The organism is Nocardiopsis sp. YSL2, assembly GCF_030555055.1.
GTDB lineage: Bacteria > Actinomycetota > Actinomycetes > Streptosporangiales > Streptosporangiaceae > Nocardiopsis.
Genome location: NZ_JAMOAO010000001.1, coordinates 800,263 through 822,023, shown reverse-complemented (window position 1 = coordinate 822,023; position 21,761 = coordinate 800,263). Strand labels below are relative to the sequence as shown.

Below are 21,761 nucleotides of genomic sequence, written 5' to 3'. Positions count from 1 at the left end.
CTGGGGTTACGTTAGCCTAACCTTGCTTTCCCGGGAAGAAGTTTCCGGGGGTAACAGGTGAGGGACAGGACACACGGCGCGGGTCCCGGCACCGGGCGCTGCGCGGGGAGCGCCGCCCGGAGGCGGGGGCGGAGAAAGGGCCGGTCAGTTCCGGTTGCGGTACAGGTACATCGTCACCGGGCCGAACAGCGCCACCATCACGGCCGACGCCACCAGCACCCACCCGATCTGGGCGGTGGTGACACCCCCGTGCATCAGGCCGCGGATCGCGGTCACCAGGTGGCTGACCGGGTTGACGTCCACGAACGCCTGGAGCCAGCCGGGCATGGTCCGCGGGTCGACGAAGATGTTGCTCAGGAAGGTGCCCGGGAACATGACCACCATGCTGACGGTCATGACGGAGTTCGGTGTGCGCAGCACCAGTCCGAGCAGGGTCCATATCCAGGACAGGCTGTAGCAGAACACGATGAGCAGCAGCACCGACAGCACCACGCCCGCGACACCGTTCTCGGGACGGAAGCCCAGGGCCAGCCCCAGCACGATGACCACCAGCGAGGCCATCGAATAGCGCACGGCGTCGCCCAGCAGCGCGCCGACGAGGGGGGAGGGCCGCCAGATCGGTAGGGAGCGGAAGCGGTCGAAGACGCCCTTGGTGATGTCGGTGTTCAGGGTGACGCCCGTGTACAGGGTGATCATCACGACCGTCATCACCAGGATCCCCGGCAGGACCCACTGCAGGTACTCCTCCGTGGACCCCACGATCGCCCCGCCGAACAGGTAGGTGAACATCAGCAGGAACAGGACGGGGAACAGGGTGACGTCGAAGAGCTGCTCCGGGACATGCTTGATCTTCAGCAGGGCCCGCCAGCCGAAGGTGAACGAGGCGGACAGGGCGCTCGGCCGCGGCGGCCGGGTGCCCGAGGCGAGGACCCCGCGCAGGTGCTGCTGGTCGGGTACGCCGGTCCGTGTGGTGGTCATGCCGTTCCCTCCTCGGTCGCCGGACCGGTGTCCGGGCCGGCGTCGTCCTCCGGGGCGGCCGGGCGTCCGGTGAGCGCCAGGAAGACCTCGTCGAGGCTGGGACGGCCCAGGGCGAAGTGCGTCACGTTGACTCCGTCGTCCGAGAGCGCGCCCAGCGCGTGCGCGACGCGGTCGGGGTCGAAGACGCGGGCGGAGAGGGCGGCGGGATCGCCCTCGCGCCGGACGGGCACCTCCAGCAGGCGTTCGAGCAGCCGCGCGGCGACCTCGCGCTGCTCGGGCCGGCGCACCCGGACGTGCAGCGAGCCCGTGCCCACCGCGGCCTTGAGCTCGTCCGGGGTTCCCTCGGCGATGACGGTGCCGTGGTCGATCACCGCCATCCGCCCGGTGAGCCGGTCGGCCTCGTCGAGGTACTGCGTGGTCAGCAGGACCGTCGTCCCCGCGTCCACGAGCGCGCGCACGATGTCCCAGACCTGGTTGCGGCTGCGGGGGTCCAGCCCGGTCGTGGGCTCGTCCAGGAACATCAGTTCGGGCGTGACCACGAGGCTCGCCGCGATGTCGAGCCGGCGCCGCATCCCGCCGGAGTAGTTCTTCACCGGGCGGTCGGCGGCCTCGGCCAGCCCGAACGCGTCGAGCAGGTCGTCGGCCCGCCGCCGTGCCCGGGCACGGCCGTAGCCGTAGAGGCGGCCCAGCAGGACGAGGTTCTCCACGCCGGTGAGGTCGTCGTCCACGGACGCGAACTGCCCGGTCAGGCCGACCCGGGCGCGGACGGCGTCGGCCTCGCGCACGACGTCGTGGCCGAGCACGCTGGCCCGGCCGCCGTCGGGCCGCACCAGGGTGGCCAGCATGCGCATCGTGGTGGTCTTCCCGGCGCCGTTGGGGCCCAGGAAGCCGTACACGAGTCCGGTGGGCACGGACAGGTCGACCCCGTCCACGGCGCGGGTCCGGCCGAAGTCCTTGACCAGGCCGGAGGCTTCGATGGCGAGTTCGGGCACGTGTGCGGTCACGTCGCCTCCCCCGGGACGGCACCCGCCCGCGACGGCGGGCTCGGCGGATCCGTGGACAGGCCAACGCCCCCGCGCGGCGGGTCATTCCCGGTCCGGGAAGGGCGGCACCCCGACACTGCCCGACCGTGACGGCCCCGCGCCGGGCGGGTCCACCACGCGCACACCTCCCGGAGTGCCGGGGAAGGTGGGGATTTGTCGGTGTCCGGCCGCTCTGGCAGATTGGCGGGGTGCGTGTCTCGATGCTGGGTCCCTTCCAGGTCCGGGACGGGAGGGGCCGCGCCCTGCCGCTCGGAGGGCGGCGCATGTCCGTCCTGCTCGCCCGGCTGGCCCTGGCGCCGGGTCTGGTGGTCTCCGCCGACGCGCTCATGGACGACCTGTGGGACGGCGGACCGCCCGAAGGCGGAGCGGACACCCTGCGGCGCCTGGTCTCGCGCGCCCGTACCAGGCTGCGCGAGCACGGACTGGAGATCGGGCCCGTCGCGCACGGCGGCGGGTACCGCTTGGACGTGCCGCCCGACGAGGTCGACGCCCACGCCTTCGAGCGGCTCGTGGCCGACGGGGCCCGGCTGCTGCGGGAGCACGCCCCGGATCGGGCGGCGCAGGCCCTGGGCGAAGCGCTGGAGCTGTGGCGCGGTACCCCCCTCGGCGGGGTGGACGCCGACTTCGCCCGGCGTGCGGCCTCACGTCTGGAGGAACTGCGGCTCGCCGCCGAGGAGGACCGGATCGAGGCCCTGTCCCGCACCGGCGACCCCGCCGGGCTCCTGCCGGAACTGCGCGCCCTGTGCGCCGCCCACCCCGCCCGGGAGCGCTGCAACGGCCTGCTCATGCGGCTCCTGCACGAGACCGGGCAGAGCGGTGCCGCGCTGACCGTCCACGAGGACCTGCGGCGGGCCCTGTCCGAGGAGCTGGGCGCCGACCCCTCCCCGTGGATCGGCCGGCTGCACGCGGACATCCTGCGCGAGGGGGCCCCGGCCCCCTCGCGCGAGTGGAGCAACCCCTACCGGACCCGCTTCTTCGGGCGCCGCGACGAGCTCGCCGCCATCGGCGCGCTCATGGACCGCACGCGCCTGGTGACCCTGCTCGGTCCCGGCGGGGTCGGCAAGACCCGCCTGGCCGCGGAGTACGCCGCCGGAACCGCCCCGCGCCCGCGGGTGTGCTTCGTCGAACTCGGGCCCCTGCGCGAGGAGGACAGCCTGGTCGAGGCGGTCGCCGCGACCCTCGGCACGGGCAGCGCGCCCCTGGCCGCCCCGGGACGCGCCCGCTCCACCCGGTTGGCGTCCGCCCTGTCGGCCGTGCCCACCCTCCTGGTCCTGGACAACTGCGAGCACCTCGTGGACGCCGCCGCCGACCTGGCCGTCGGCCTGCTCGCCCAGTGCCCGGACCTGCGTGTCCTGGCCACCAGCCGCGAACCACTGGCAGCGGGGGGCGAGGCCCTCGTGCGCGTCGAACCCCTGGCGGTCCCCGACGAGGAGGGCGGCGAGGCCGTCGCGATGTTCGCCGACCTCGCCTCCCTGGCGCGGCCCGGGTTCACCGTCGACGCCGACAACGCCGAGGCGGTCACCGAGATCTGCCGCCGCCTGGACGGGCTTCCGCTGGGCATCGAACTGGCGGCGGCGCGCACCCGCTCGATGCCCGTGCGGCAGATCGCCCGCCACCTCGACGAGCGCTTCCGACTGCTGTCCGGGACCCGGCGCTCCGGAAACGCCCGCCACCGGACGCTGCGCGCCGTCCTGGACTGGACCTGGAACCTGCTGACCGACCACGAACGGCTGCTGGCGCGCCGGCTGTCGGTCCTGCCGGGCGGGGCCACCGACGACGCCGCCCGTGCGGTCTGCGCCGACAGCGGCGTGCCCGCGGAGGAGGTGCCGTTCCTGCTGGCCTCCCTCACCGACAAGTCCCTGCTGCTGGCCACGGAGTCGGCCTGGGGAGAACCCCGCCACCGCCTCATGGAGACCCCGCGCGTCTACCTGCAGGAGCGCTTGCGCGAGGCGGGGGAACAGCAGCGGGTGCGCGACGCGGCCGTCCGCCATGTCGCCGACCTCACCGAGCACGCCTTCACGATGCTCCTCGGCCGCGACCAGCCCCGCGGGCTGGCGGTCCTGGACGCCGAGCACGAGAACATCCTGGAGGGCGTGCGGCACGCCTGGCGGGACGGGGACGCGGCGCGGGCGGTGCGGACCGTCACGGCGCTGAGCTGGTACTGGATCATCCGGGGCCGCTACGAGGAGGCCGACCGGTGGTTCGGTGAGCTGGACCGCCGCCCCGAGGCGCTCACTCCCACGGCGCGCGCGGTCTCCGCGGCGGTCCGCTCCATCCTGCCCCGCGCGGAGGCCGCCGAGGAACCCGGCGCCGACGCCCGTGTCGGACCCGGCGCGGCCGACGCCGCGGCCCTGGCCGAGCACCCCCCGCTGGCGATGATCACCCCCAAGCACCGTCTCCTGGCCGGTGACCACGAGGGCGTGCGCACGGACGCCGCGGCCGCGCTGGACCACGACCACCCCTGGGTGCGCGCCGCCGGCCTGGCCACCTCGGCGCTGGCCGCCGAGGCCGTCGGGGACGCGGCCGGGGCCGAACAGGACACCGAGGCGGCCGCCGCGGCCTTCTGGGACCTGGGCGACCTGTGGACGACCGCCCAACTGGTCGCGGCCCTGGCCGGCTTCCAGTCCTCGCGCGGCGACGTCGACAGCGCGGTCGCCAGTCTGCGGCGGGCCCTGGAACTGGAGCGGTCGCTGGGGGCCTCGGAACGGTTCACGCCCATCCTCATCCGATTGGGCGGGGAACTGGTCCGGGCCGAACGGCACGCCGAGGCCGAGGCGGTCTTCCAGGACGCCCTGGACGCGACCGAGGCCCCGACCGCGGAGCACCGCATCCTTTGCCTGCTCGGGCTGGCCGACCTGGCACTGCTCCGGAACCGGCCCTCCGAGGCCCGCGACCTGCTCGTCCGGGCCCGGCGCCCGCTCGCCGGAGACGGATCCCTGGCCGACACCGACTACCTGCGCGTGGCCGTCCTGTGCCGGGAGAGCGCGCTCGCCCTGGCCGAGGACGACCCTGGACGGGCCCACGAGACCGCCCTGCGCGCCTGGGGGGCCGCCGGGCTCCTCGGTGTCGCGGCCGTCCGCGCGGAGACGGCCGAACTGGTCGCCGACGCCCTGTGGTCCCTGGGGGAGCCCGAGGGGGCGGCCCGCGCGCTCGGCACCGCCTCCTGGATCCGGGGGCGGCGGGACGACGGCAGCCCGCGGGTGCGCTCCCTGGTGCGCGCGCTGACCGGGGCGCTGGGGCACGAGGGGTTCGGGCGCGCCTACGCCGAGGGCGCCTCCGGGCGCGTGCCGCTCCTGAGGTAGGCCAGGACCGCCTGGACCCGGCGGTGGCCGCTGCCCTCCTGGGTGAGTCCGAGCTTGGCGAAGATCGAGCCGATGTGCTTGCCCACCGCCGGAGCCGACAGCCCCAGCAGCTCGCGGATCCGCGTGTTGCCGTGGCCCTCGGCCATGAGCCCGAGCACCTGAGTCTCGCGGGGCGAGAGCGAGCCCAGCGGATCGTCCCGCGACGGGCCGGCCAACAGGTGGGACACCACCTCCGGGTCCAGGGCGACCCCGCCCCGGGCCACGCGGCCCAGCGCGTCGGCGAACTCGGCCACGTCGCCGATCCGGTCCTTGAGCAGGTACCCGATGCCCTGGCTGTCGGCCAGCAGCTCGGCCGCGTACCCGTCCTCGACGTGGGCGGACAGCACCAGCACGGGGAAGCCGGGGATCTCCGCGCGCAGCCGGGTCGCCGCCTCCAGCCCCTCGCGGCGGAATCCGGGCGGCAGCCGGACGTCGAGGACGGCGACGTCGGGCCGCCGCTGCCGGAAGAGCGTCCAGAACTCGTCGATGTCCCGGGCCGCCCCCGCGACCTCGAAGCCCTCCGTCTCCAGGAGCAGCACCAGGCCCTGGCGCAGGAGGACGTCGTCCTCGGCGATCAGAACGCGCACGGCAGTCTCACCTCTATCGTGGTCGGCCCGCCGGGCGGGCTGGAGATCCGGGCCCGCCCCTCGAAGGACGCCACCCGCTGGCGGATCCCGGACAGACCGCTCCCCCCGCGCTCGTCGGCACCGCCCCGGCCGTCGTCGGTCACCTCGACGGTGAGTTCGCCGCCGTGTTCGCGCACGGTCACGCGCGCGCTCGTGGCACCGGAGTGCTTGGTGACGTTGGTCAGCGCCTCGGTGACGACGAAGTAGGCGGCGGTCTCCACCGCGGCCGGGACGCGGGGCAGGCCCTCCACGTTCACCGAGCAGGGGACCGCCGACCGCGAGGCCAGCGAGGTCACCGCCGTGGCCAGCCCCTGGTCGGCGAGGATGGGCGGGTAGATGCTGCGCACGACGCCGCGCAGCTCCCCGAGCGCCTCCTCCGCGGCGCCCTTGGCCACGGTGATGAGCTCCCGGGTGCGCTCGGGGTCCTCGGTGAGCAGGCGTTCGATCAGGCCCAGGTGCATCCGGACCGCGACCAGGCGGTTCTGGGTCCCGTCGTGCAGGTCGCGCTCGATCCGGCGCAGCTCCATCCCGTGCGCCTCCAGGGCCGTCTGGCGCAGCGCGGTGACCTCCGCGATGCGGGTCCGCAGACGGACCCGGTCGGGTACGCGCAGCATCCGGCGGGCCAGCAGTGCGTGGCCGTCGGCCAGCCGCGGCACGCAGTACACGAACAGGCCGAGGTAGACCAGTCCGACGAAGGGCGTGAGCAGCGCCGCGGGCCACGAGTCCACCGGATAGCCGCCCGGGCTGACCTGGAGCTCCGGCGGCAGCGTCCACCACCACAGCGGACAGGTCAGGGAGACGGCCACTCCCACGGCCAGGACGAATGCCGTGAACATGCAGGCCAGGCCGAACAGGCTGTTGACGGCGCACCAGGAAATCGAGTTCCAGAATTCCGTTCGCGGAGGCGGTCCGCCGTCCGATCCGGTGTCCTGGCCCAGGTGCGCGCGGGCCATCCGGATATCCCTTTCCGCGCTGCGCTCCAGCCGCACGGTCAGCCGCCTGAGCAGTGGTGCGCCGACCAGGAGCGCCGTCAGCGCGTGGGTGAACAAGAACGCGCCCAGCAGCAGCCAGGACCGCAGCGCCGAGGCCCCGGCCGCCGTGGTGTAGCGGGCGCCGCGCAGGGTCCGCTCCCGTGCCGCCCGGTGGCGGACCGGGCGTTCACCCACGTGCGCCAAAGGAGAACCCCCGGTGGATGGAAAAGGAAAAGAAGGCCATTCCCGTGCGATGGTAGCATTCGCCGGAGAATCGACAAAGGAGTCCCCGTGTTCGGACGAAGAGCAGCTGATCAGAGAGTCGATTTCGGGTCGCCCGGAACTCCCGAAACAACGTCCGCATTAAGAATGGGAGAAGTTTACCGGACCTACGACTCCAGTGCTGGAAAGGTCACCGCTCTTCAGGGTATTTCCGTAGAGCTTGCGAAAGGAAGCTTCACTGCGGTAATGGGGCCGTCCGGGTCGGGCAAGAGCACGTTCCTGCACTGCGCCGCCGGCCTCGACCGGCCCACCAGCGGCGAGGTGTGGCTGGGCGGGACGAGACTCTCGGGGATGTCGGAGCACCGGCTCACCCGCCTGCGCCGCGCACGCGTCGGCTTCGTCTTCCAGGCCTACAACCTGCTGTCCGCGCTGACCGTCCAGGACAACATCACGATGCCGCTGCGGCTGAACGGCACCGCCGTGGACGGGGACTGGGCCGCACAGGTGGTGGACCGGGTCGGGATGGCCGAACGCCTGCACCACCGCCCCGCCGAGCTGTCCGGCGGACAACAGCAGCGGGTGGCCATCGCCCGCGCGCTCATCACCCGCCCCGACCTGGTGATGGCGGACGAGCCCACCGGCGCCCTGGACTCCCGCACCGGCGCGCAGGTGCTGTCCCTGCTGCGGGACACGGTCGCCGCCCTGGGACAGACGGTCCTCATGGTCACCCACGATCCGGTGGCCGCCTCCTACGCCCAGCGCGTGCTCTTCCTCGCGGACGGACGGCTCGTGGACGCCCTGGACGCCCCGACCCCCGCCGCCGTGGCCGAGCGGATGACCCGGCTCGGTGAGCGGTGATGCTCGACATCGCCTGGAAGACCCTGCGCGCCCGCAAGGGGGCCTTCGCCGGGGCCTTCGTCGCCCTGCTGTGCGCCACGGCCCTCATCGCCGCCTCCGGCATCCTCGCCGAGTCCGGCCTGCGCTCGTCCGTGGACCCCTACCGCTACGCGGCCGCGGACGCGGTCGTGGCCGGCGATCGGACGCTGCGGTTGCCCGGCGGTGACCTCACCGTCGGCGAACGCCTGCCCGAGGCCGTCCGGCTGCCCGCGGAGCTGGTCGAGGAGCTGGAGGCCCTGGAGGAGGTGGACACGGCCGTCGGCGACCGCCGGCTGCCCCTCGCGATCGACGCCATGGACGGAACCGCGCCGTCGCCCGTGTCCGGCCACGGCTGGGACACCGCGCCCCTGGGCCCGTTCGACACGATGGAGGGCCGTGCCCCGCAGCAGGCGGGTGACGCGGTGCTGACCGCCGGCCTGGCGGCCTCCCTCGGGGTCGGCCCCGGGGACACGGTACGGATCACCAGCGCGGCCCGGCCCGCCGAGTACCGGGTCAGCGGCATCGCCTCCCACCAGGGCACGGGGACCGCACGGGACGGCGCGGTGTTCCTGCACTCCGACGACACCGACCGCCTGGCCGCCGGGGCCGCGTCGGTCGACGCGATCGGGGTCGTCGCCGCCCCGGGCGTGGACGAGGAGGCGCTCACCGCCGCTCTGCGAGCCGCCGCGGGCGCAACGCCCGTCACGGTCCACACCGGCGGGTCCGTCGCACAGGTCGAGTACACCGACGTCGGCGAGGCCCGCGGCCTCCTCCTGATGATCTCCGGCTCCTTCGGCGGGCTGGCGGTGCTCATCGCCCTGTTCGTGGTGTCGGGAACGCTGGCGCTGTCCATCAACACCCGCCGCCGCGAGATCGCGGTGCTGCGCGCCATCGGCTCCACCCCCGTCCAGGTGCTGCGCATGGTCGGCGCCGAAGCCCTGCTGCTGGCCCTGCTCGCCGGGGTCCTGGGCTGCCTGCCCGGGATCCTGGTCGCCCGCGCCATGCACGGGGCCTTCGCGCGCCTGGGCGTGCTCCCCGCCGACCTGCCGCTCGTGGTCGGTCCGCTCCCCTTGGTCGCCGCGGTGCTGCTGACCACGCTGACCGCCCTCGCCGGGGGCCTGTTCGCCGCCCTGCGCCCGGCCTGGACCAATCCGGTGGAGGCGATGCGAGAGTCCACCGCGGCCCCCCGCGCACCGGCGCGCTGGCGGGGCACCGCCGGGATGGCGTGCCTGGTGCTCGGCCTCAGTTCCGCGATGACCCCGATCGCCCTGCGCAACGACGCCGGGGCCGCCGGGACGGGTAGCGCGGCCCTGCTGCTGGTGATCGCGGTGGCCCTGCTCGGCCCGGTGCTGCTGCGCCCCCTGGTCGCGGTCGTCGTGCGTCCGCTGCGCCGCATCCGGGTCAGCGGATTCCTCGCCGCGGAGGCCACCGGCGCCGACCTGCGCCGGCTGGGGAGCGTCCTGACCCCGCTGGTGCTCGCCGTGGGCTTCACGCTGACCATGGTCTACACCCAGTCCGTGCTGGCCGGGGCGGTCGCGGCCCAGGTGGAGGCGGGGGTCACCGCGGACGCCGTGGTGACCGACGCGGGGTCGGGCGGAGTGGACGCGGACATCGTCCAGGAGATCGCCGCGCTGCCCGAGACGGGGGCGGTCACGCCGTTGGGCGAGACCCGCGTGTTCGTGCCCTACTCCGTGTTCGGCGACCCCGATCTCGCCTCCTTCCCGGCTCGCGGGGTCGGTCCCCAGGGGCTGGGGGATAACCTGGACCCCGGCGTCGTGGACGGCGATCTGGGCGACCTGGCCGGCGCGACGATCGCGATGGAGCGCTCCGGCGCGGACCTGCTGGGCGCGGACGTCGGGGACGAGCTGGACGTACGCCTGGGTGACGGTACGGCGGTCGCGCTGCGGTTGGCCGCCACCTACGAGCGCGGGCTGGGGCTGGGCGGGGCGATCGTGCCCCAGGAGGTGCTGGACGGGCACGCCGGGCCGCCCTCGCGGGTGCTGGCGGGCGCGGCCGAGGGCACCTCGCCCGAGGAGCTGACCGCCGCGCTGACGGCGTTCACCGAGCGCTACCCGACGCTGCTGCTCACCGACAGGGACGGGTTCGCCGACGGAGCCCGGGCCGAAGCGGACCTGTCCGCGTGGGTCAACCTGGTCGGCCTGGCGGTCATCCTGGGCTACATCGCGATCTCCGTGGTCAACAGCCTGGTGATGTCCACGGCCGCCCGATCGCGCGAGTTCGCCCTGCTGCGGCTCATCGGCACGACCCGCGGACAGGTGCTGCGGGCCCTGCGCTGGGAGGCGTGGGTGATCGTCGTCCTGGCGGTCCTGCTGGGGACGCTGGTGGCCATGGTCCCCCTGGTGGTGTTGAGCCTGGCCTTCCTCGGTAGCCCCGTCCCGGCGGGCACGCCGCTGGTCTACCTCGGGATCGCGGCCGCCACGGCGGTGCTGGGCGTCGGCTCGGTCATGGCACCGGTGCGCCTGGCCCTGCGCACCCCCGCGGTGGAGGGCATCGGCGTCCGCGAGTGACGCCGGTGTCCGCCGCCGTCCGCCTCTGTCCGCCCGCTGTCCCGCCGGTGTCCGGTCGCGCCGGAAGGGTGGTGGGCGACACGAGGAGGAAGTGCGATGGACACCTGTATCCGGGCCACCGGCCTGGTCAAGCGGTTCGGTGAGACGACCGCCCTGGACGGGGTGGACCTGGAGGTCCCGACCGGCTCGATCCTGGGCGTTCTGGGCCCCAACGGGGCGGGCAAGACCACGGCCGTGCGCATCCTGGCGACGCTGTCCAGACCCGACGAGGGAAGCGTGCACGTCGCCGGGTACGACGCCCTGCGCGACCCCGTGGCGGTCCGGAGCCGCATCGGCCTCACCGGCCAGTACGCCTCGGTGGACGAGGAGCTCACCGGTCGGGAGAACCTCGAACTCATCGGGCAGCTGCTGCGGATGCCCTCCCGGGAGTGGAAGGCGCGGGCCCGCGAGCTCGTGAAGCGCTTCGACCTGGTCGAGGCGGGGGGACGCCCGGTCAAGACCTACTCGGGAGGCATGCGGCGCCGGATCGACCTGGCGTCCAGCCTGGTCGGCCGGCCCCGCGTGCTCTACCTGGACGAGCCGACCACCGGTCTGGACCCCCGCAGCCGCGGCGACCTGTGGCGGATCGTGCGCGAGCTCGCCGACGACGGCACGACCGTCCTGCTCACCACGCAGTACCTGGAGGAGGCCGACGAGCTCGCCGACCGCATCACCGTGATCGACCACGGCCGGGTGGTGGCCGAGGGATCGCCCCAGGAACTCAAGCGCACGACCGGCTCCCAGACCCTGCACGTGCGCACGGTCGAACCCGCCGACACCGACCGCGTGGTGGGCCTGCTCGCCGACCTGCTCGGGACCACGCCCGTCCTGAGCTCGGACGGCACGACCATCACCGCCCCGACCGACGACCCCGTCCTGCTGTCGGCCCTGGTCCGCCGCCTGGACCAGGAGGCGATCGCCACCGACGAGCTGGCGCTGCGCGTGCCCAGCCTCGACGACGTGTTCTTCTCCCTGACCGGCCGCCCCCTGCCCGACCACACCGCCGAGGAGACCCCCGCATGAGCGCCCCGACCCTGGACACCCCGGCGCCCGCCCTGCACCCCGAGGCCCGACGGCGGATCGGCGTCATGGAGGGAGTCGCGCACAGCCTGACCCTGGCCAAGCGCAACCTGCGCTACGTCATGCGCACGCCCACGACCCTGATCGACACGGTCATCCAGCCCGTCCTCTTCCTGCTGGTGTTCGTCTTCCTGTTCGGCGGGGCGATCGCCGGCGGCTGGCAGGACTACCTGCAGTCCCTGGTCCCCGGGCTGATGGTGCAGATCACCATGTACGCGAGCATGGGCACCGGAATGGCCCTCAACACCGACATCTCCAAGGGGGTCTTCGACCGGTTCCGGAGCCTGCCGATCGCGCGCTCGGCCCCGCTGGTCGGCGCCGTGCTGGGCGACGTCATCCGCTACGTCGTGGCGGTGACCGTCCTGCTGCTGCTGGCGTTCGTCCTGGGCTTCCGCATCCAGACCGACCCGCTGTCGGCCCTGCTGGCGTGCGTCCTGGTCGTCGTGTTCGGCCTGACCCTGTGCTGGCTCTCGGTGCTCGTCGGCATGGTCGTCGCCAGCCCCCAGGCCGTGCCGGGAATCGCCACGGCGGTCATCCTGCCGCTGACCTTCGGCAGCAACATCTTCGCCGACCCGCAGACCATGCCCCGCTGGTTGGAGGTCTGGACCGGCATCAACCCGGTCAGCTACTTCGTCGACACCGTGCGCGGGCTGATGATCGGCGGCCCCGTGACGGAGCCGCTGCTGGTGAGCCTGGCCGCCGTGGTCGCCTGCCACGCGGTCCTCATGCCGATCGCGATCCGCGCCTACCTGCGCAGGGTCCGGTGACCCGGTGACCGGCGCCCGTGTCCCTTCGTCCGGGAAAGGATGTCCCACATGACCAGAGTCCACCTGACGCTGCGGGACGCGGCGCGGATCCGCGTCCAGGCGCGGCTGTCCACACTGGTCGAGGCCGCCCACGCCCTGGAGGCGGTGCTGGCCGGTCCGGCGCGCCCCGGGGCCTCCGGGTGGACGCGCCGGGCCCGGGGCCGACTGTCGGCGCTGCCGCTCGTGCGGGCGGAGCTCGTCGAGGCGCGCGGCCTGGTGCCCGGCGTGCTGCCCCTCGTGCAGACACCGGACGGGACCGCGTCCTCCGGAGCCGACACGTCCGAACGCGTGTGGCGCGCGGTGCGGACCCTGGGCCGCGTCGCCCGGGTCGTCGTCGCCCCCGACCAGACGCGGGTGCGGGCGCTCCAGACGCTGGCCGCCGACCGGGTCGCCTCCCGGGCGGCCCACGACGGCGCCGCGGCCGCGGTGGAGTCCCTGGGGGAGGGCTGCCGGTGGACCGACACGGCGCTGGAGGTCGCCGACGGCCGGGACAGGGAACTGGACCCCCGAGGGCACGGGTTGGAGCTGCTGCCCTCGGTGTTCCTCGGCTCCGGCCCCCGGGTGGAGCAGTGGACCGACCCGGAGTCGGGGCGGATCCGCACGCTGCTGCTGTTCCCGGCTCTGGGCCCCCAGGACTCGCTCGACCTCCTGCTCCGGGAGCCGGACGGCTCCCCGGAGGCGCTGGGCCGCCTGCTGGGACGGACCCGCTCCGCCGTCCTGGGGCGGCTGGTCGCCCCGGCCTCCACGGGTGAGCTGGCCAAGGGGCTGCACGTGTCGCCCACCTCGATCAGCGAACACACCGCGGTGCTGCGGGACACGGGGCTGATCACCACGACCCGCGAGGGCAACCACGTCCGCCACCTGGTCACCGACCTCGGCCTGGCCGTCCTGGACCACTGCGGCGCGGGCGGCGCGGAGCACCGGCCGCGGGGCTGGACGCGCCTGGCCGAGACGGCCTGAGAACCGCCCGGCACCGACCGCTCACACGGGGGAGGGCCCCGGCACCGTGCCGGGGCCCTCCCTCCCGTCTGTCCGCCGACCCGGCGGCCCGGCTACTCGCCCAGGGCGTCCACCAGGCTCTTCGGGCGCATGTCCGTCCAGTTCTCCTCCACGTACGCCAGCGCCTCCTCACGGGAGGTCTCCTCCAGGGCGATGTCCCAGCCCTCGGGGATCTCGGCGAAGGACGGCCACAGGGAGTGCTGCCCCTCGGCGTTGACCAGGACCAGGTAGGTGGCGTCGTCGTTCTCGAAGGGGTTGCCGCTCATGTCTCTTCCTCGCTTCTCTCGTGATCTCTCGTGACGGAGCCGGATGCTCCGGGCCACAGGTCAGCTCCGGCGGCCGGACCGTGCCGGGACCGCCGCGGCCAGCTCTCGCAGGGCATCGGTGAAGGACCGGGCGAGCCGTTCCACGGTCGTGTCGTGGTGCCGGTTCGCCGAGTAGGTCCAGGAGAACGCCAACCGCCCGCCGGTGACCGAGCCGGTGACGTCGAGCAGGTTGGTGCGCTCCTCGTCCGGGGCGTGGTCCGGCCCCGGGACCGGCGCGAAGCCGCGGACGAGACCGCCCGCGCGGCCCTCGCCCTCACCGAAGCGGCCCAGGTAGTTGAAGGAGACCGCGGGGTCGGGCATCGCGCGCAGCGGTTCGGTGCCCTCGCCCTCCGTCAGGTACCGCAGCGCGCCGAACCCGATCCCGCGCGGAGCCCTCCGTGACTGGCGCTTGACGGCGGCCACCGTCCGCGGCCAGTCGGCCCCCTCGGGCAGCTCCAGCAGGACGGGGTGGATGGTGGTGAACCAGCCGACGGTGCGGGACAGGTCCACGTCCTCGAACAGGTCCTCGCGCCCGTGCCCCTCCTTCTCGACCAGGATCCGCCCCGAACCGCTCCACCCGGCCAGGACCCGGCCGAGCGCGGCCAGGAGCACGTCGTCGATCCGGCACCGGAAGGCCCCCGGCACCCGTGAGAGCAGGGCCCCGGTCTCCTCCTCCGACAGCTCCGAAGCGGCCACGCGCTGGGAGGCCACGTCGTTGGCGCCCTCCGTCAGGTCCACGGGCAGGGACGCGGCCGCGGCGCCGGCGGAGGCGATCGCGGTCCAGGCGGGCAGGTCGTCGTCGAACCCGCCCTCCCGGGTGAGCGTGGTCAGCCGCTCCGCCCACACCGGGAACGGGGTGGTCTTCGCGCCCAGGGACACCGGTCGCCCGTCGCGAAGCTGCTCGTAGGCGGTGGCCAGGTCCTCCAGGACCACCCGCCAGGACACCCCGTCCACCACCATGTGGTGGGCCGACAGCAGCAGCCGGTGGCGGCCGGCCTCTCCGGTGTCCACGACCACCGCCTCGAACAGCGGCCCCTCGGCCAAGCGCGTCGCGGGCCGCTCCCGGCCGGCCTCGCGGACCAGCAGTTCCTCGACGCGGGACTCCGGCGACCCGGCCGCGTCCACGACCCGGACGGCCCCGGGGGCGGCCTCCGCGTCCAGGTGCTGGCGCACGCCCTCCCCGGTCCGTTCGACCCGGAGCCGGAGCATGTCGTGGTGGGACAGGACGTGCTCGGCGGCACGGGCGACCAGGTGCGGGTCGCTGCCCGGCGCGGTCTCCGCCAGCAGGGACATGTCGAAGTGCTCGGGAGAGCGCGGATGCGTGTCGAGGAACCAGCGCTGCACTGGAGTGAGGGCGACCGCACCGGTGACCGGCCCGGTCGCGCCGCCCTCCCGGTCCGGACCCGCGTCGTCCCGTGCGTCCATGGCCGCCGCCAGCGCGTCCACGGTCTGGTGCACGAAGACGTCCTTCGAGGTCAGTTCCCGCCCGGCGGCACGCACCCGCGACACCAGCTGGATGCTCAGGATCGAGTCGCCGCCCAGGTCGAAGAAGTTGTCGTGGGCGCCCACCTTCTCGATGCCCAGCAGCTCGCCCCAGGCCCGCGCCAGCAGGACCTGGGTCGAACCGGTCGGCGGGACGTACCCGGCGGTCTCGAAGGCGTCGTCGGAGGGCGCGGGCAGCGCCCGGCGGTCGGTCTTGCCGTTGGTGTTGAGCGGGATGTCCGCCAGGACGACCACGGCGGTCGGCACCATGTAGTCGGGCAGGCGCCGGGCGGCTCCCTCCCGGACGGCCGCGGCGTCCACGCCCGAGGAACCCCTCTCCGGTGCGACGTAGCCGACCAGCCGCCGGACGCCGGGCCGGTCCTCCCGGACCACGACGGCCGCCGAGCGGACGCCCGGCAGCGCCGCCAGCACCGACTCGACCTCGCCGAGCTCGATCCGGAACCCCCGGATCTTGACCTGGTCGTCGTCGCGGCCCAGGAACTCCAGTTCGAGGCCGGCGGTCCAGCGGACGACGTCCCCGGTCCGGTAGAGCCGTTCCCCCGTGCCCGAGGGGTCGGCGACGAAGCGCTCGGCGGTCGCCCCGGGAGCGCCGGCGTATCCCGGGGCCAGCGACGGCCCCGCCAGGTAGAGCTCGCCGCGCACACCCGGGGGTACGGGTCGCAGCCAGGAGTCGAGGACCACGGCGCGGGTCCCGGCGACCGGTCGGCCGATCAGCGGGCGCTCACCCGGGCGAACGCGCCAGACCGTGCTGTTCACGGTGTTCTCGGTCGGCCCGTAGAAGTTGTACACGGCACCGACCCCCGCCGACGCGAGCCGCTCGGCCAGGACCGCGTCCAGCGCCTCGGCACCCACGGTCAGTACGGCGAGCGGGTGCCGCCCCTCCGCCAGCAGTCCGGCGGAGACCAGCTGGGCCAGATAGGACGGGGTGGTGTCGAGGTAGTCCACCCGGTGCTCGTCCAGGTACTCGCACAGCGCCTCGGCGTCGGTGCGGGTGCGCTCGTCGACCACGTGCAGGTGGTGGCCGGCCGACAGCCAGACGAACGGGTCCCAGGAGGCGTCGAAGGTCCACGAGGCCAGGTGCGCGGCCGTGAGCCGTCGGCCGTCGGCCTCGGGCCCGTCGAGCACCGCGGCCCGGTAGGCGGCGGCCATGGCGCACAGGTTGGCGTGGGTGACCACGACCCCCTTGGGTGTCCCGGTCGAGCCGGACGTGAACATCACGTAGGCCGGGTCGTCGCCGTGCAGGGGGCGTGTGCGCTCGGCGTCGCTGAACGGCGCGGCCGGTGCCCCCGCGGCCTCGACCGGCTCCGCGTCCACCACCGTGACCGGCACGTCCCCGCCCAGGGCCCGCCGGGCGGACTCCTCGGTGTCCCGCGTGGTGAGGATCCGTCCGGCGCGCGCGTGCTCCAGGACGGTGCGCGCCCGCTGGGCCGGGGCGGCCGGGTCGATCGGGACGTAGGCCGCACCGGCACGCAGCACCGCGAAGAGGCCGACCACCGCCTCGGCGGTGCGGGGCAGCACCGTGGCCACCCGGTCGCCGGGGCCGACACCCGCACCGGCCAGGCGCCGGGCCAGGTGGTCGACGCGCTCGTTCAGCGCGCCGAAGGACAGGGTGTCGGGACCGGCGGTCAGCGCCGGCAGGTCGGCCCCGTGCGCGTACAGCCCGTCCAGGACGTGGCCTGTGCCGACCGGGCCGGCCCCGGCGGCCGGTGCCTGCGCCCCGGGCGCTCGCCCGGCGGGCAGGAGGGCGGCGCGCTCGGCCGCCGACATCAGGTCCACCTGGTACACCGGCGCGTCGGGGGCCGTCGCGAGACCTTCGAGCAGGAGGCGCACGTGCTCGGTGAAGCGGTCGACGGTCTCCGGATCGAACAGGTCCGTGTCGTACTCCACCGAGCCGCGCAGCCGCCCGCCGTCCTCGTAGAAGTCCACGCTGAGGTCGAACAGGGAGCTGTGCCTGGTCAGTGGCTGCTCGGCCACGGTCAGCCCGTCGATCTCCCAGGTCTGCCCCGGGGCGTTCTGCAGCGCGACCACGGCCTGGACCAGCGTGGGGCGGGAGGGGTCGCGGCGCGGGGCGACGGCGTCCACCACCGTGTCGAAGGGGACGTCGCCGTTCTGGAAGGCGGTGAGGAGGGTCTCGCGCACGGTCGCGAGCAGTGCGCGGCCGGTGAGCCCCTCGTCCACCGTCATCCGCAGCGCGAGCGTGTTGACGAAGAACCCCACCACGTCCTCCAGCTCGGCCCGGTCCCGGCCGGAGGTGACCGTCCCCAGGACGATGTCGCGCTGCCCGGTGTAGCGGGACAGGACGACCTGCACGGCGGCGGTCAGCACCATGAAGAGGGTGGCGCCGGCGGTGGCCTCCAGTTCCCGGACCGCCGCCAGGGTCTCCTCCGGGATCTCGAAGGTGCGCGTCGCGCCCCGGCCCCGGCGCACCGGGGGCCGCGGGCGGTCCGTGGGCAGGTCGAGGGGCTCGGCGCCGGCCAACAGCTCCCGCCAGTGGTCGATCCGCTCCTGGAAGGGCTCGGAGTCCATGTAGGAGTCCTGCCACGCCGCGAAGTCGGCGTACTGCAGGCGGGGCGGGCGCAGCCCGGCCCGCTCGGCGAGCGCCCGCGGCCCGGTGCCGGACCCGTCCCGCACGGCGGTCCGGTAGAGCGCGCCGAGCTCCCGGGTCAGGACCGACAGCGACCAGGCGTCCACGACGATGTGGTGGATGCCCAGGGCGAGCACGTGCTCGGAGGGGCCCAGGGTGACCAGCAGGGACCGGAAGAGCGGACCCCGTGCCAGGTCGAAGGGCCGGTGCACGAACTCGGCGAGCACCGCGTCGAGGGCGGCCTCCCGGTCCGGTTCCGGAACGGTTTCCAGGTCGGCGGTCTCCGGGGCGGGGGCGCCCGCGGGGTCGCCGATGACCTGGACCGGCTGACCGTCGTGTTCGGTGAACGTGGTGCGCAGCGACTCGTGCCGGTGGACGAGGGCGTCCAGGGCGCGGGTCAGGGCGGCCGCGTCCAGGGGACCGGAGAGCCGCAGCGCGCCACCGGAGTTGTACTCCGCGCCGCCGGGTTCGTACCGGTCGAGGAACCACAGGCGGCGCTGGGCGGCCGACAGCGGCAGGTCGGGCCCGCGCGGCACGGGTACGGGGCCGGAGGCCGCCCCGTCGCCGCCGGCCGTGCCGTCGTCTCCGGCGGACAGCATCGCGGCCAGCTCGGCGACGGTCGGGTGGTCGAAGACCGTGCGCACCGGCAGCCGCGTGCCGAAGGCGTCCGCGGCGCGGGCCACCATCCTGACCACCCCGACGGAGTCCCCGCCGATCCGGAAGAAGTCGTCGTGCACCCCGACGCGCTCCAACCCGAGCAGGTCGCACCACAGCGCGGCGAGTCCGCGTTCGGCGGGGGTACGCGGCTCGGTGTGGGCGGCCCGGGACTGTCCGGCCCAGTCGACCGGCGGCAGCGCCCGGCGGTCGGTCTTGCCGTTGGCGGTCAGCGGGATGCGGTCCACGGTGACGAACGCGGCGGGGACCATGTACCCGGGCAGCACACCGGCGGCCCGTTCGGCCAGTTCCGCCGGCGAGGGCGCGGCCCCGGCGGCGGGCACCACGTAGGCGGCGAGCCTGCGCCCGGAGCCGCCCGTGTCGACGACGACGACCGCCCGGCCGACCTCGGGCAGGCCGGTGAGCGCGGCCTCCACCTCGCCCGGTTCGATGCGGTGCCCGCGCACCTTGACCTGGTCGTCCGCCCGCCCGAGGAACTCCAGCTCCCCGTCGCGGCGGCGGCGCACCACGTCGCCGGACCGGTACATGCGCGACCCGGGCGGCCCGAAGGGGTCGGCGACGAAGCGCCCGGCGGTCAGTCCGGCCCGGTTCCAGTACCCCTGTGCGAGCCCGTCGCCACTGATGTACAGCTCACCGGGGACGCCGTCGCGCACAGGGCGCAGCCAGCGGTCGAGCACGTGGACCCTGGTCCCGGCGACCGGCGCGCCCATGGGCGGCGTGCCCGGTCCGGACAGCGGGGCGCTCATCGTGGTGCACACCGTGGACTCGGTGGGCCCGTAGGCGTTGTACATCCGACGGCCCCGGGAGAAGCGCTCGACCAGCTCGCCGGGGCAGGACTCGCCCGCCACCAGCAGGTGCTCGACCGGGCCCAGGTCGGCCGGGTCCAGGCTCGGCAGCAGGGCCGGGGGCAGGGTGACGTGGCTGATCCGGTGCCCGCTCAACGCCGCGGGGAGCCCGGACCCGGCCAGGTCCGCGCGGGGGAGCAGGACGGTCGCGGCCCCGTTGAGCAGCGCGACCAGCAGCTCGGCGACGGACGCGTCGAAACTCGGGGAGGCGAACTGCAGCAGCCGGGAGCCCGGAGCGACCTCCATCAGCCGCCCCTGCGTCATGGCCAGAGCCGCCATGCCGTGATGAGGGACGACCACGCCCTTGGGGCGCCCGGTGGACCCGGAGGTGTAGATCATGTACGCCGGGTCGTGCACGGTGACCGCCTCGCGCAGGGGGTCGCCCTCCCGGCCGTCCTCCGGATGCAGCACGCGGACCGATCCGGGCAACCGGTCGGCCGTTCCGGGGGCCGCCAGGACCGCGGACAGCCCGGCGTCGTCGGCCATGTAGGCCAGCCGGTCGACCGGATAGTCCGGGTCCAGCGGCACGTGGACGGCACCGGCGTACACCACGGCCAGGAACAGCACGGCCGACTCCGGCCCGCGCTCCCGGCACACGCCGACCCGGTCGCCCCGCCGCACACCGTGCGCGCGCAGGTACCCCGCGACGCGGGCGGCCCGGTCGTCGAGCTCGGCGAAGGAGACTTCGGTGTCGGACCCGACCAGGGCCGGGGCCTCGGGGCGGGCGGCCACCTGCTCGGCCACCAGCTCGGTCAGAGTGCGCGGACGGGGGCCGGCGGGGCCGGACAGCTCGCCCGCGCCCTCGTGCCCGCCCGGCCGCAGGGCCCGCAGGGGACGGTTGTCACCCGCGCCCTCCAACACGTCGACCAGGTCGGAGACGAACCGGGCGACGGTCGCCTCGTCGAACAGGTCGGTGTTGTACTCGGCGGATCCGGCGACTTCCCCGTCCTGCTCCTGGAACTCCAGGGTCAGGTCGAACACCGCGTGTTCGCGCCGCACCGGGAACGTCCGCACGTCCAGGCCGCCCAGGGACGGCGTCCCGCCGCCCCCGGCGTTCTGCATGATGACCGCGGCCTGCACCAGCGGTGGGACCGCCGGGTCGCGTTCGGTCAGGACCGCGTCCACGACGGCGTCGAAGGGGACCTCGGCGTGGTCGAAGTCGGCCAGGACGTCGTCGCGGGTGCGCATGAGGCTGCCGGAGAAGGAGAGCGTCTCGTCGACCCGGCCGCGCAGGGCGAGGGTGTTGACGAAGAAGCCGGTCAGGCCGTGCAGACGGGCGTCCTCCCGGCCCGCCGTGACGGTGCCCAGGACCACGTCGTCGTCGCGGGTCCAGCGCGCCATGGCGATCCGGGCGGCGGTCATCAGGACCATGTAGAGGTTGGCGTTGTGCTCGCGCCCCACCCGGGTGAGCCGCGTCACCAGGCCGGAGGGCAGGCGGAAGGCGTGGCCGGCCCCCCGCATGCTCCGCGCCGGTGGACGGGGGCGGTCGGTGGGCATCTCCAGCGGCCGCGCGCCGTTCAGGCGCTTGCGCCAGTGGTCGAGCGAGCGCTCGTAGGCGTCCCCGCTGAGCCGGCCGCGCTGCCAGGCGGCGTAGTCGACGTACTGGAACGGGAGCGGCTCCAGGGTCGCGGCGAGGTCGGCGCCGGTCAGGCCGGGATGCTCGCACGCGCTCGTGTACAGGCGGTCGAGTTCGCTCTGGAGCGTGCCCAGCGACCAGCCGTCGGTGATGATGTGGTGCAGGACGGCGAGCAGGACGTGGCGGCGCGGTCCGGCCCGCAGCAGGCGCACGCGCAGCGGCGGCCCGGCCGCGAGGTCGAAGGGGGCGGCGTAGTGGTGGTCGACGAGGCGGGCGAGCTCGTCCTCCCCGCCGTGGACCTCCGTGACGGGGAGGGCGACCGGCGCGGGCGGGCCGACGACCTGGCGGCCCTCCCCGTCGACCTCGGTGAACGTGGTGCGCAGCGACTCGTGCCGGTGCACCAGGGCGGTCAGGGCCAGGCGGAGCGCCACGGTGTCGAGGTCGCCGCGCAGGTCCAGGGCGAAGCCGGAGTTGTAGTCGGCCCGGCCCGGCTCGATCCGGTCCAGGATCCACAGCCGCTGCTGGGCGAAGGACAGCACGGCGGGGGCGTCCCTGTCGACGACGGGAACCTCGTCGGTCCGTCTGCCCCGGTCGCGCAGCCTGCGCCGGACCTCTTCCCGCAGCCGGGCCCGATCGGGGTCCGTGCCGCTGGCGTCTCCGTGCGCGTCGTTCATGGTTCGTGCTCCTGCCGTGGTCGGAGTGTGTGGCTGGGAGGATGCGGGGACAGGGCGCCGGACGCGGACCGGACGGCCCGCGCCGCGAGG

Annotated in this window: 12 protein-coding genes; 6 read left to right on the top strand and 6 right to left on the bottom strand. The window is 74.6% G+C overall.

Features of this window, described 5'->3' with window-relative positions; all coding sequences use genetic code 11:
- Nucleotides 1-144 precede the first annotated feature (144 nt).
- The gene (locus M1P99_RS03520) at nt 145-978 is read right to left on the bottom strand and encodes an ABC transporter permease (RefSeq protein WP_304451240.1); all 834 of its coding nucleotides are present in this window, start codon (nt 976-978) and stop codon (nt 145-147) included.
- Nucleotides 975-1,982 carry an ATP-binding cassette domain-containing protein gene (locus M1P99_RS03515; RefSeq protein WP_304451239.1) on the bottom strand — a complete coding sequence of 336 codons (1,008 nt, stop codon included), beginning with the start codon at nt 1,980-1,982 and terminating at the stop codon, nt 975-977. Before M1P99_RS03515 ends, M1P99_RS03520 begins: the two co-directional genes overlap by 4 nt.
- Nucleotides 1,983-2,209: 227 nt before the next feature.
- On the opposite strand from M1P99_RS03515, the gene M1P99_RS03510 reads away from it, so the two are divergent.
- A complete protein-coding gene (locus tag M1P99_RS03510; RefSeq protein ID WP_304451238.1) occupies nt 2,210-5,323 on the top strand; it encodes a BTAD domain-containing putative transcriptional regulator in 3,114 nt (1,037 codons plus the stop codon).
- Here the strand turns inward: M1P99_RS03510 and M1P99_RS03505 are convergent.
- Both M1P99_RS03505 and M1P99_RS03500 read right to left on the bottom strand, forming a co-directional pair.
- Nucleotides 5,281-5,949, bottom strand: a complete 669-nt coding sequence (locus M1P99_RS03505) for a response regulator transcription factor (RefSeq protein ID WP_304451237.1) — start codon at nt 5,947-5,949, stop codon at nt 5,281-5,283. The genes M1P99_RS03510 and M1P99_RS03505 overlap by 43 nt on opposite strands.
- Entirely contained in the window at nt 5,937-7,154 is a 1,218-nt protein-coding gene (locus M1P99_RS03500) for a sensor histidine kinase (RefSeq protein ID WP_304451236.1), read from the bottom strand. Before M1P99_RS03500 ends, M1P99_RS03505 begins: the two co-directional genes overlap by 13 nt.
- Nucleotides 7,155-7,328: 174 nt before the next feature.
- Here M1P99_RS03500 and M1P99_RS03495 point away from each other — a divergent pair, with 174 nt between their 5' ends.
- The 5 genes from M1P99_RS03495 (at nt 7,329) to M1P99_RS03475 (ending at nt 13,470) form a co-directional block, all read left to right on the top strand.
- Nucleotides 7,329-8,039 (top strand): ABC transporter ATP-binding protein, encoded by a 711-nt coding sequence (locus M1P99_RS03495; protein ID WP_304451235.1) that lies wholly within the window; start codon nt 7,329-7,331, stop codon nt 8,037-8,039.
- Nucleotides 8,039-10,585 carry an ABC transporter permease gene (locus tag M1P99_RS03490; protein ID WP_304451234.1) on the top strand — a complete coding sequence of 849 codons (2,547 nt, stop codon included), beginning with the start codon at nt 8,039-8,041 and terminating at the stop codon, nt 10,583-10,585. Before M1P99_RS03495 ends, M1P99_RS03490 begins: the two co-directional genes overlap by 1 nt.
- Nucleotides 10,586-10,681: 96 nt before the next feature.
- Nucleotides 10,682-11,647 (top strand): ATP-binding cassette domain-containing protein, encoded by a 966-nt coding sequence (locus M1P99_RS03485; protein ID WP_304451233.1) that lies wholly within the window; start codon nt 10,682-10,684, stop codon nt 11,645-11,647.
- Nucleotides 11,644-12,471: an ABC transporter permease gene (locus tag M1P99_RS03480; RefSeq protein ID WP_304451232.1), complete on the top strand. Its 828-nt coding sequence runs from the start codon at nt 11,644-11,646 to the stop codon at nt 12,469-12,471. The genes M1P99_RS03485 and M1P99_RS03480 overlap by 4 nt, the downstream gene beginning before the upstream one ends.
- A 48-nt stretch (nt 12,472-12,519) precedes the next feature.
- A complete protein-coding gene (locus M1P99_RS03475) occupies nt 12,520-13,470 on the top strand; it encodes a helix-turn-helix domain-containing protein (RefSeq protein ID WP_304451231.1) in 951 nt (316 codons plus the stop codon).
- A gap of 92 nt (nt 13,471-13,562) precedes the next feature.
- Here M1P99_RS03475 and M1P99_RS03470 read toward each other — a convergent pair whose 3' ends face one another.
- Nucleotides 13,563-13,775, bottom strand: coding sequence for an MbtH family protein (locus M1P99_RS03470; protein ID WP_304451230.1), 213 nt, complete (start codon nt 13,773-13,775; stop codon nt 13,563-13,565).
- 60 nt (nt 13,776-13,835) lie between these two features.
- Nucleotides 13,836-21,671: a non-ribosomal peptide synthetase gene (locus M1P99_RS03465; RefSeq protein ID WP_304451229.1), complete on the bottom strand. Its 7,836-nt coding sequence runs from the start codon at nt 21,669-21,671 to the stop codon at nt 13,836-13,838.
- Nucleotides 21,672-21,761 lie beyond the last annotated feature (90 nt).

Bases quoted from the DNA above. Each gene is read 5' to 3' on its own strand.
- M1P99_RS03470 (WP_304451230.1), bottom strand. From the start codon at position 13,775: ATGAGCGGCAACCCCTTCGAGAACGACGACGCCACCTACCTGGTCCTG.
- M1P99_RS03485 (WP_304451233.1), top strand. From the start codon at position 10,682: ATGGACACCTGTATCCGGGCCACCGGCCTGGTCAAGCGGTTCGGTGAG.
- M1P99_RS03465 (WP_304451229.1), bottom strand. From the start codon at position 21,671: ATGAACGACGCGCACGGAGACGCCAGCGGCACGGACCCCGATCGGGCC.
- M1P99_RS03490 (WP_304451234.1), top strand. From the start codon at position 8,039: ATGCTCGACATCGCCTGGAAGACCCTGCGCGCCCGCAAGGGGGCCTTC.
- M1P99_RS03475 (WP_304451231.1), top strand. From the start codon at position 12,520: ATGACCAGAGTCCACCTGACGCTGCGGGACGCGGCGCGGATCCGCGTC.
- M1P99_RS03520 (WP_304451240.1), bottom strand. From the start codon at position 978: ATGACCACCACACGGACCGGCGTACCCGACCAGCAGCACCTGCGCGGG.
- M1P99_RS03495 (WP_304451235.1), top strand. From the start codon at position 7,329: ATGGGAGAAGTTTACCGGACCTACGACTCCAGTGCTGGAAAGGTCACC.
- M1P99_RS03480 (WP_304451232.1), top strand. From the start codon at position 11,644: ATGAGCGCCCCGACCCTGGACACCCCGGCGCCCGCCCTGCACCCCGAG.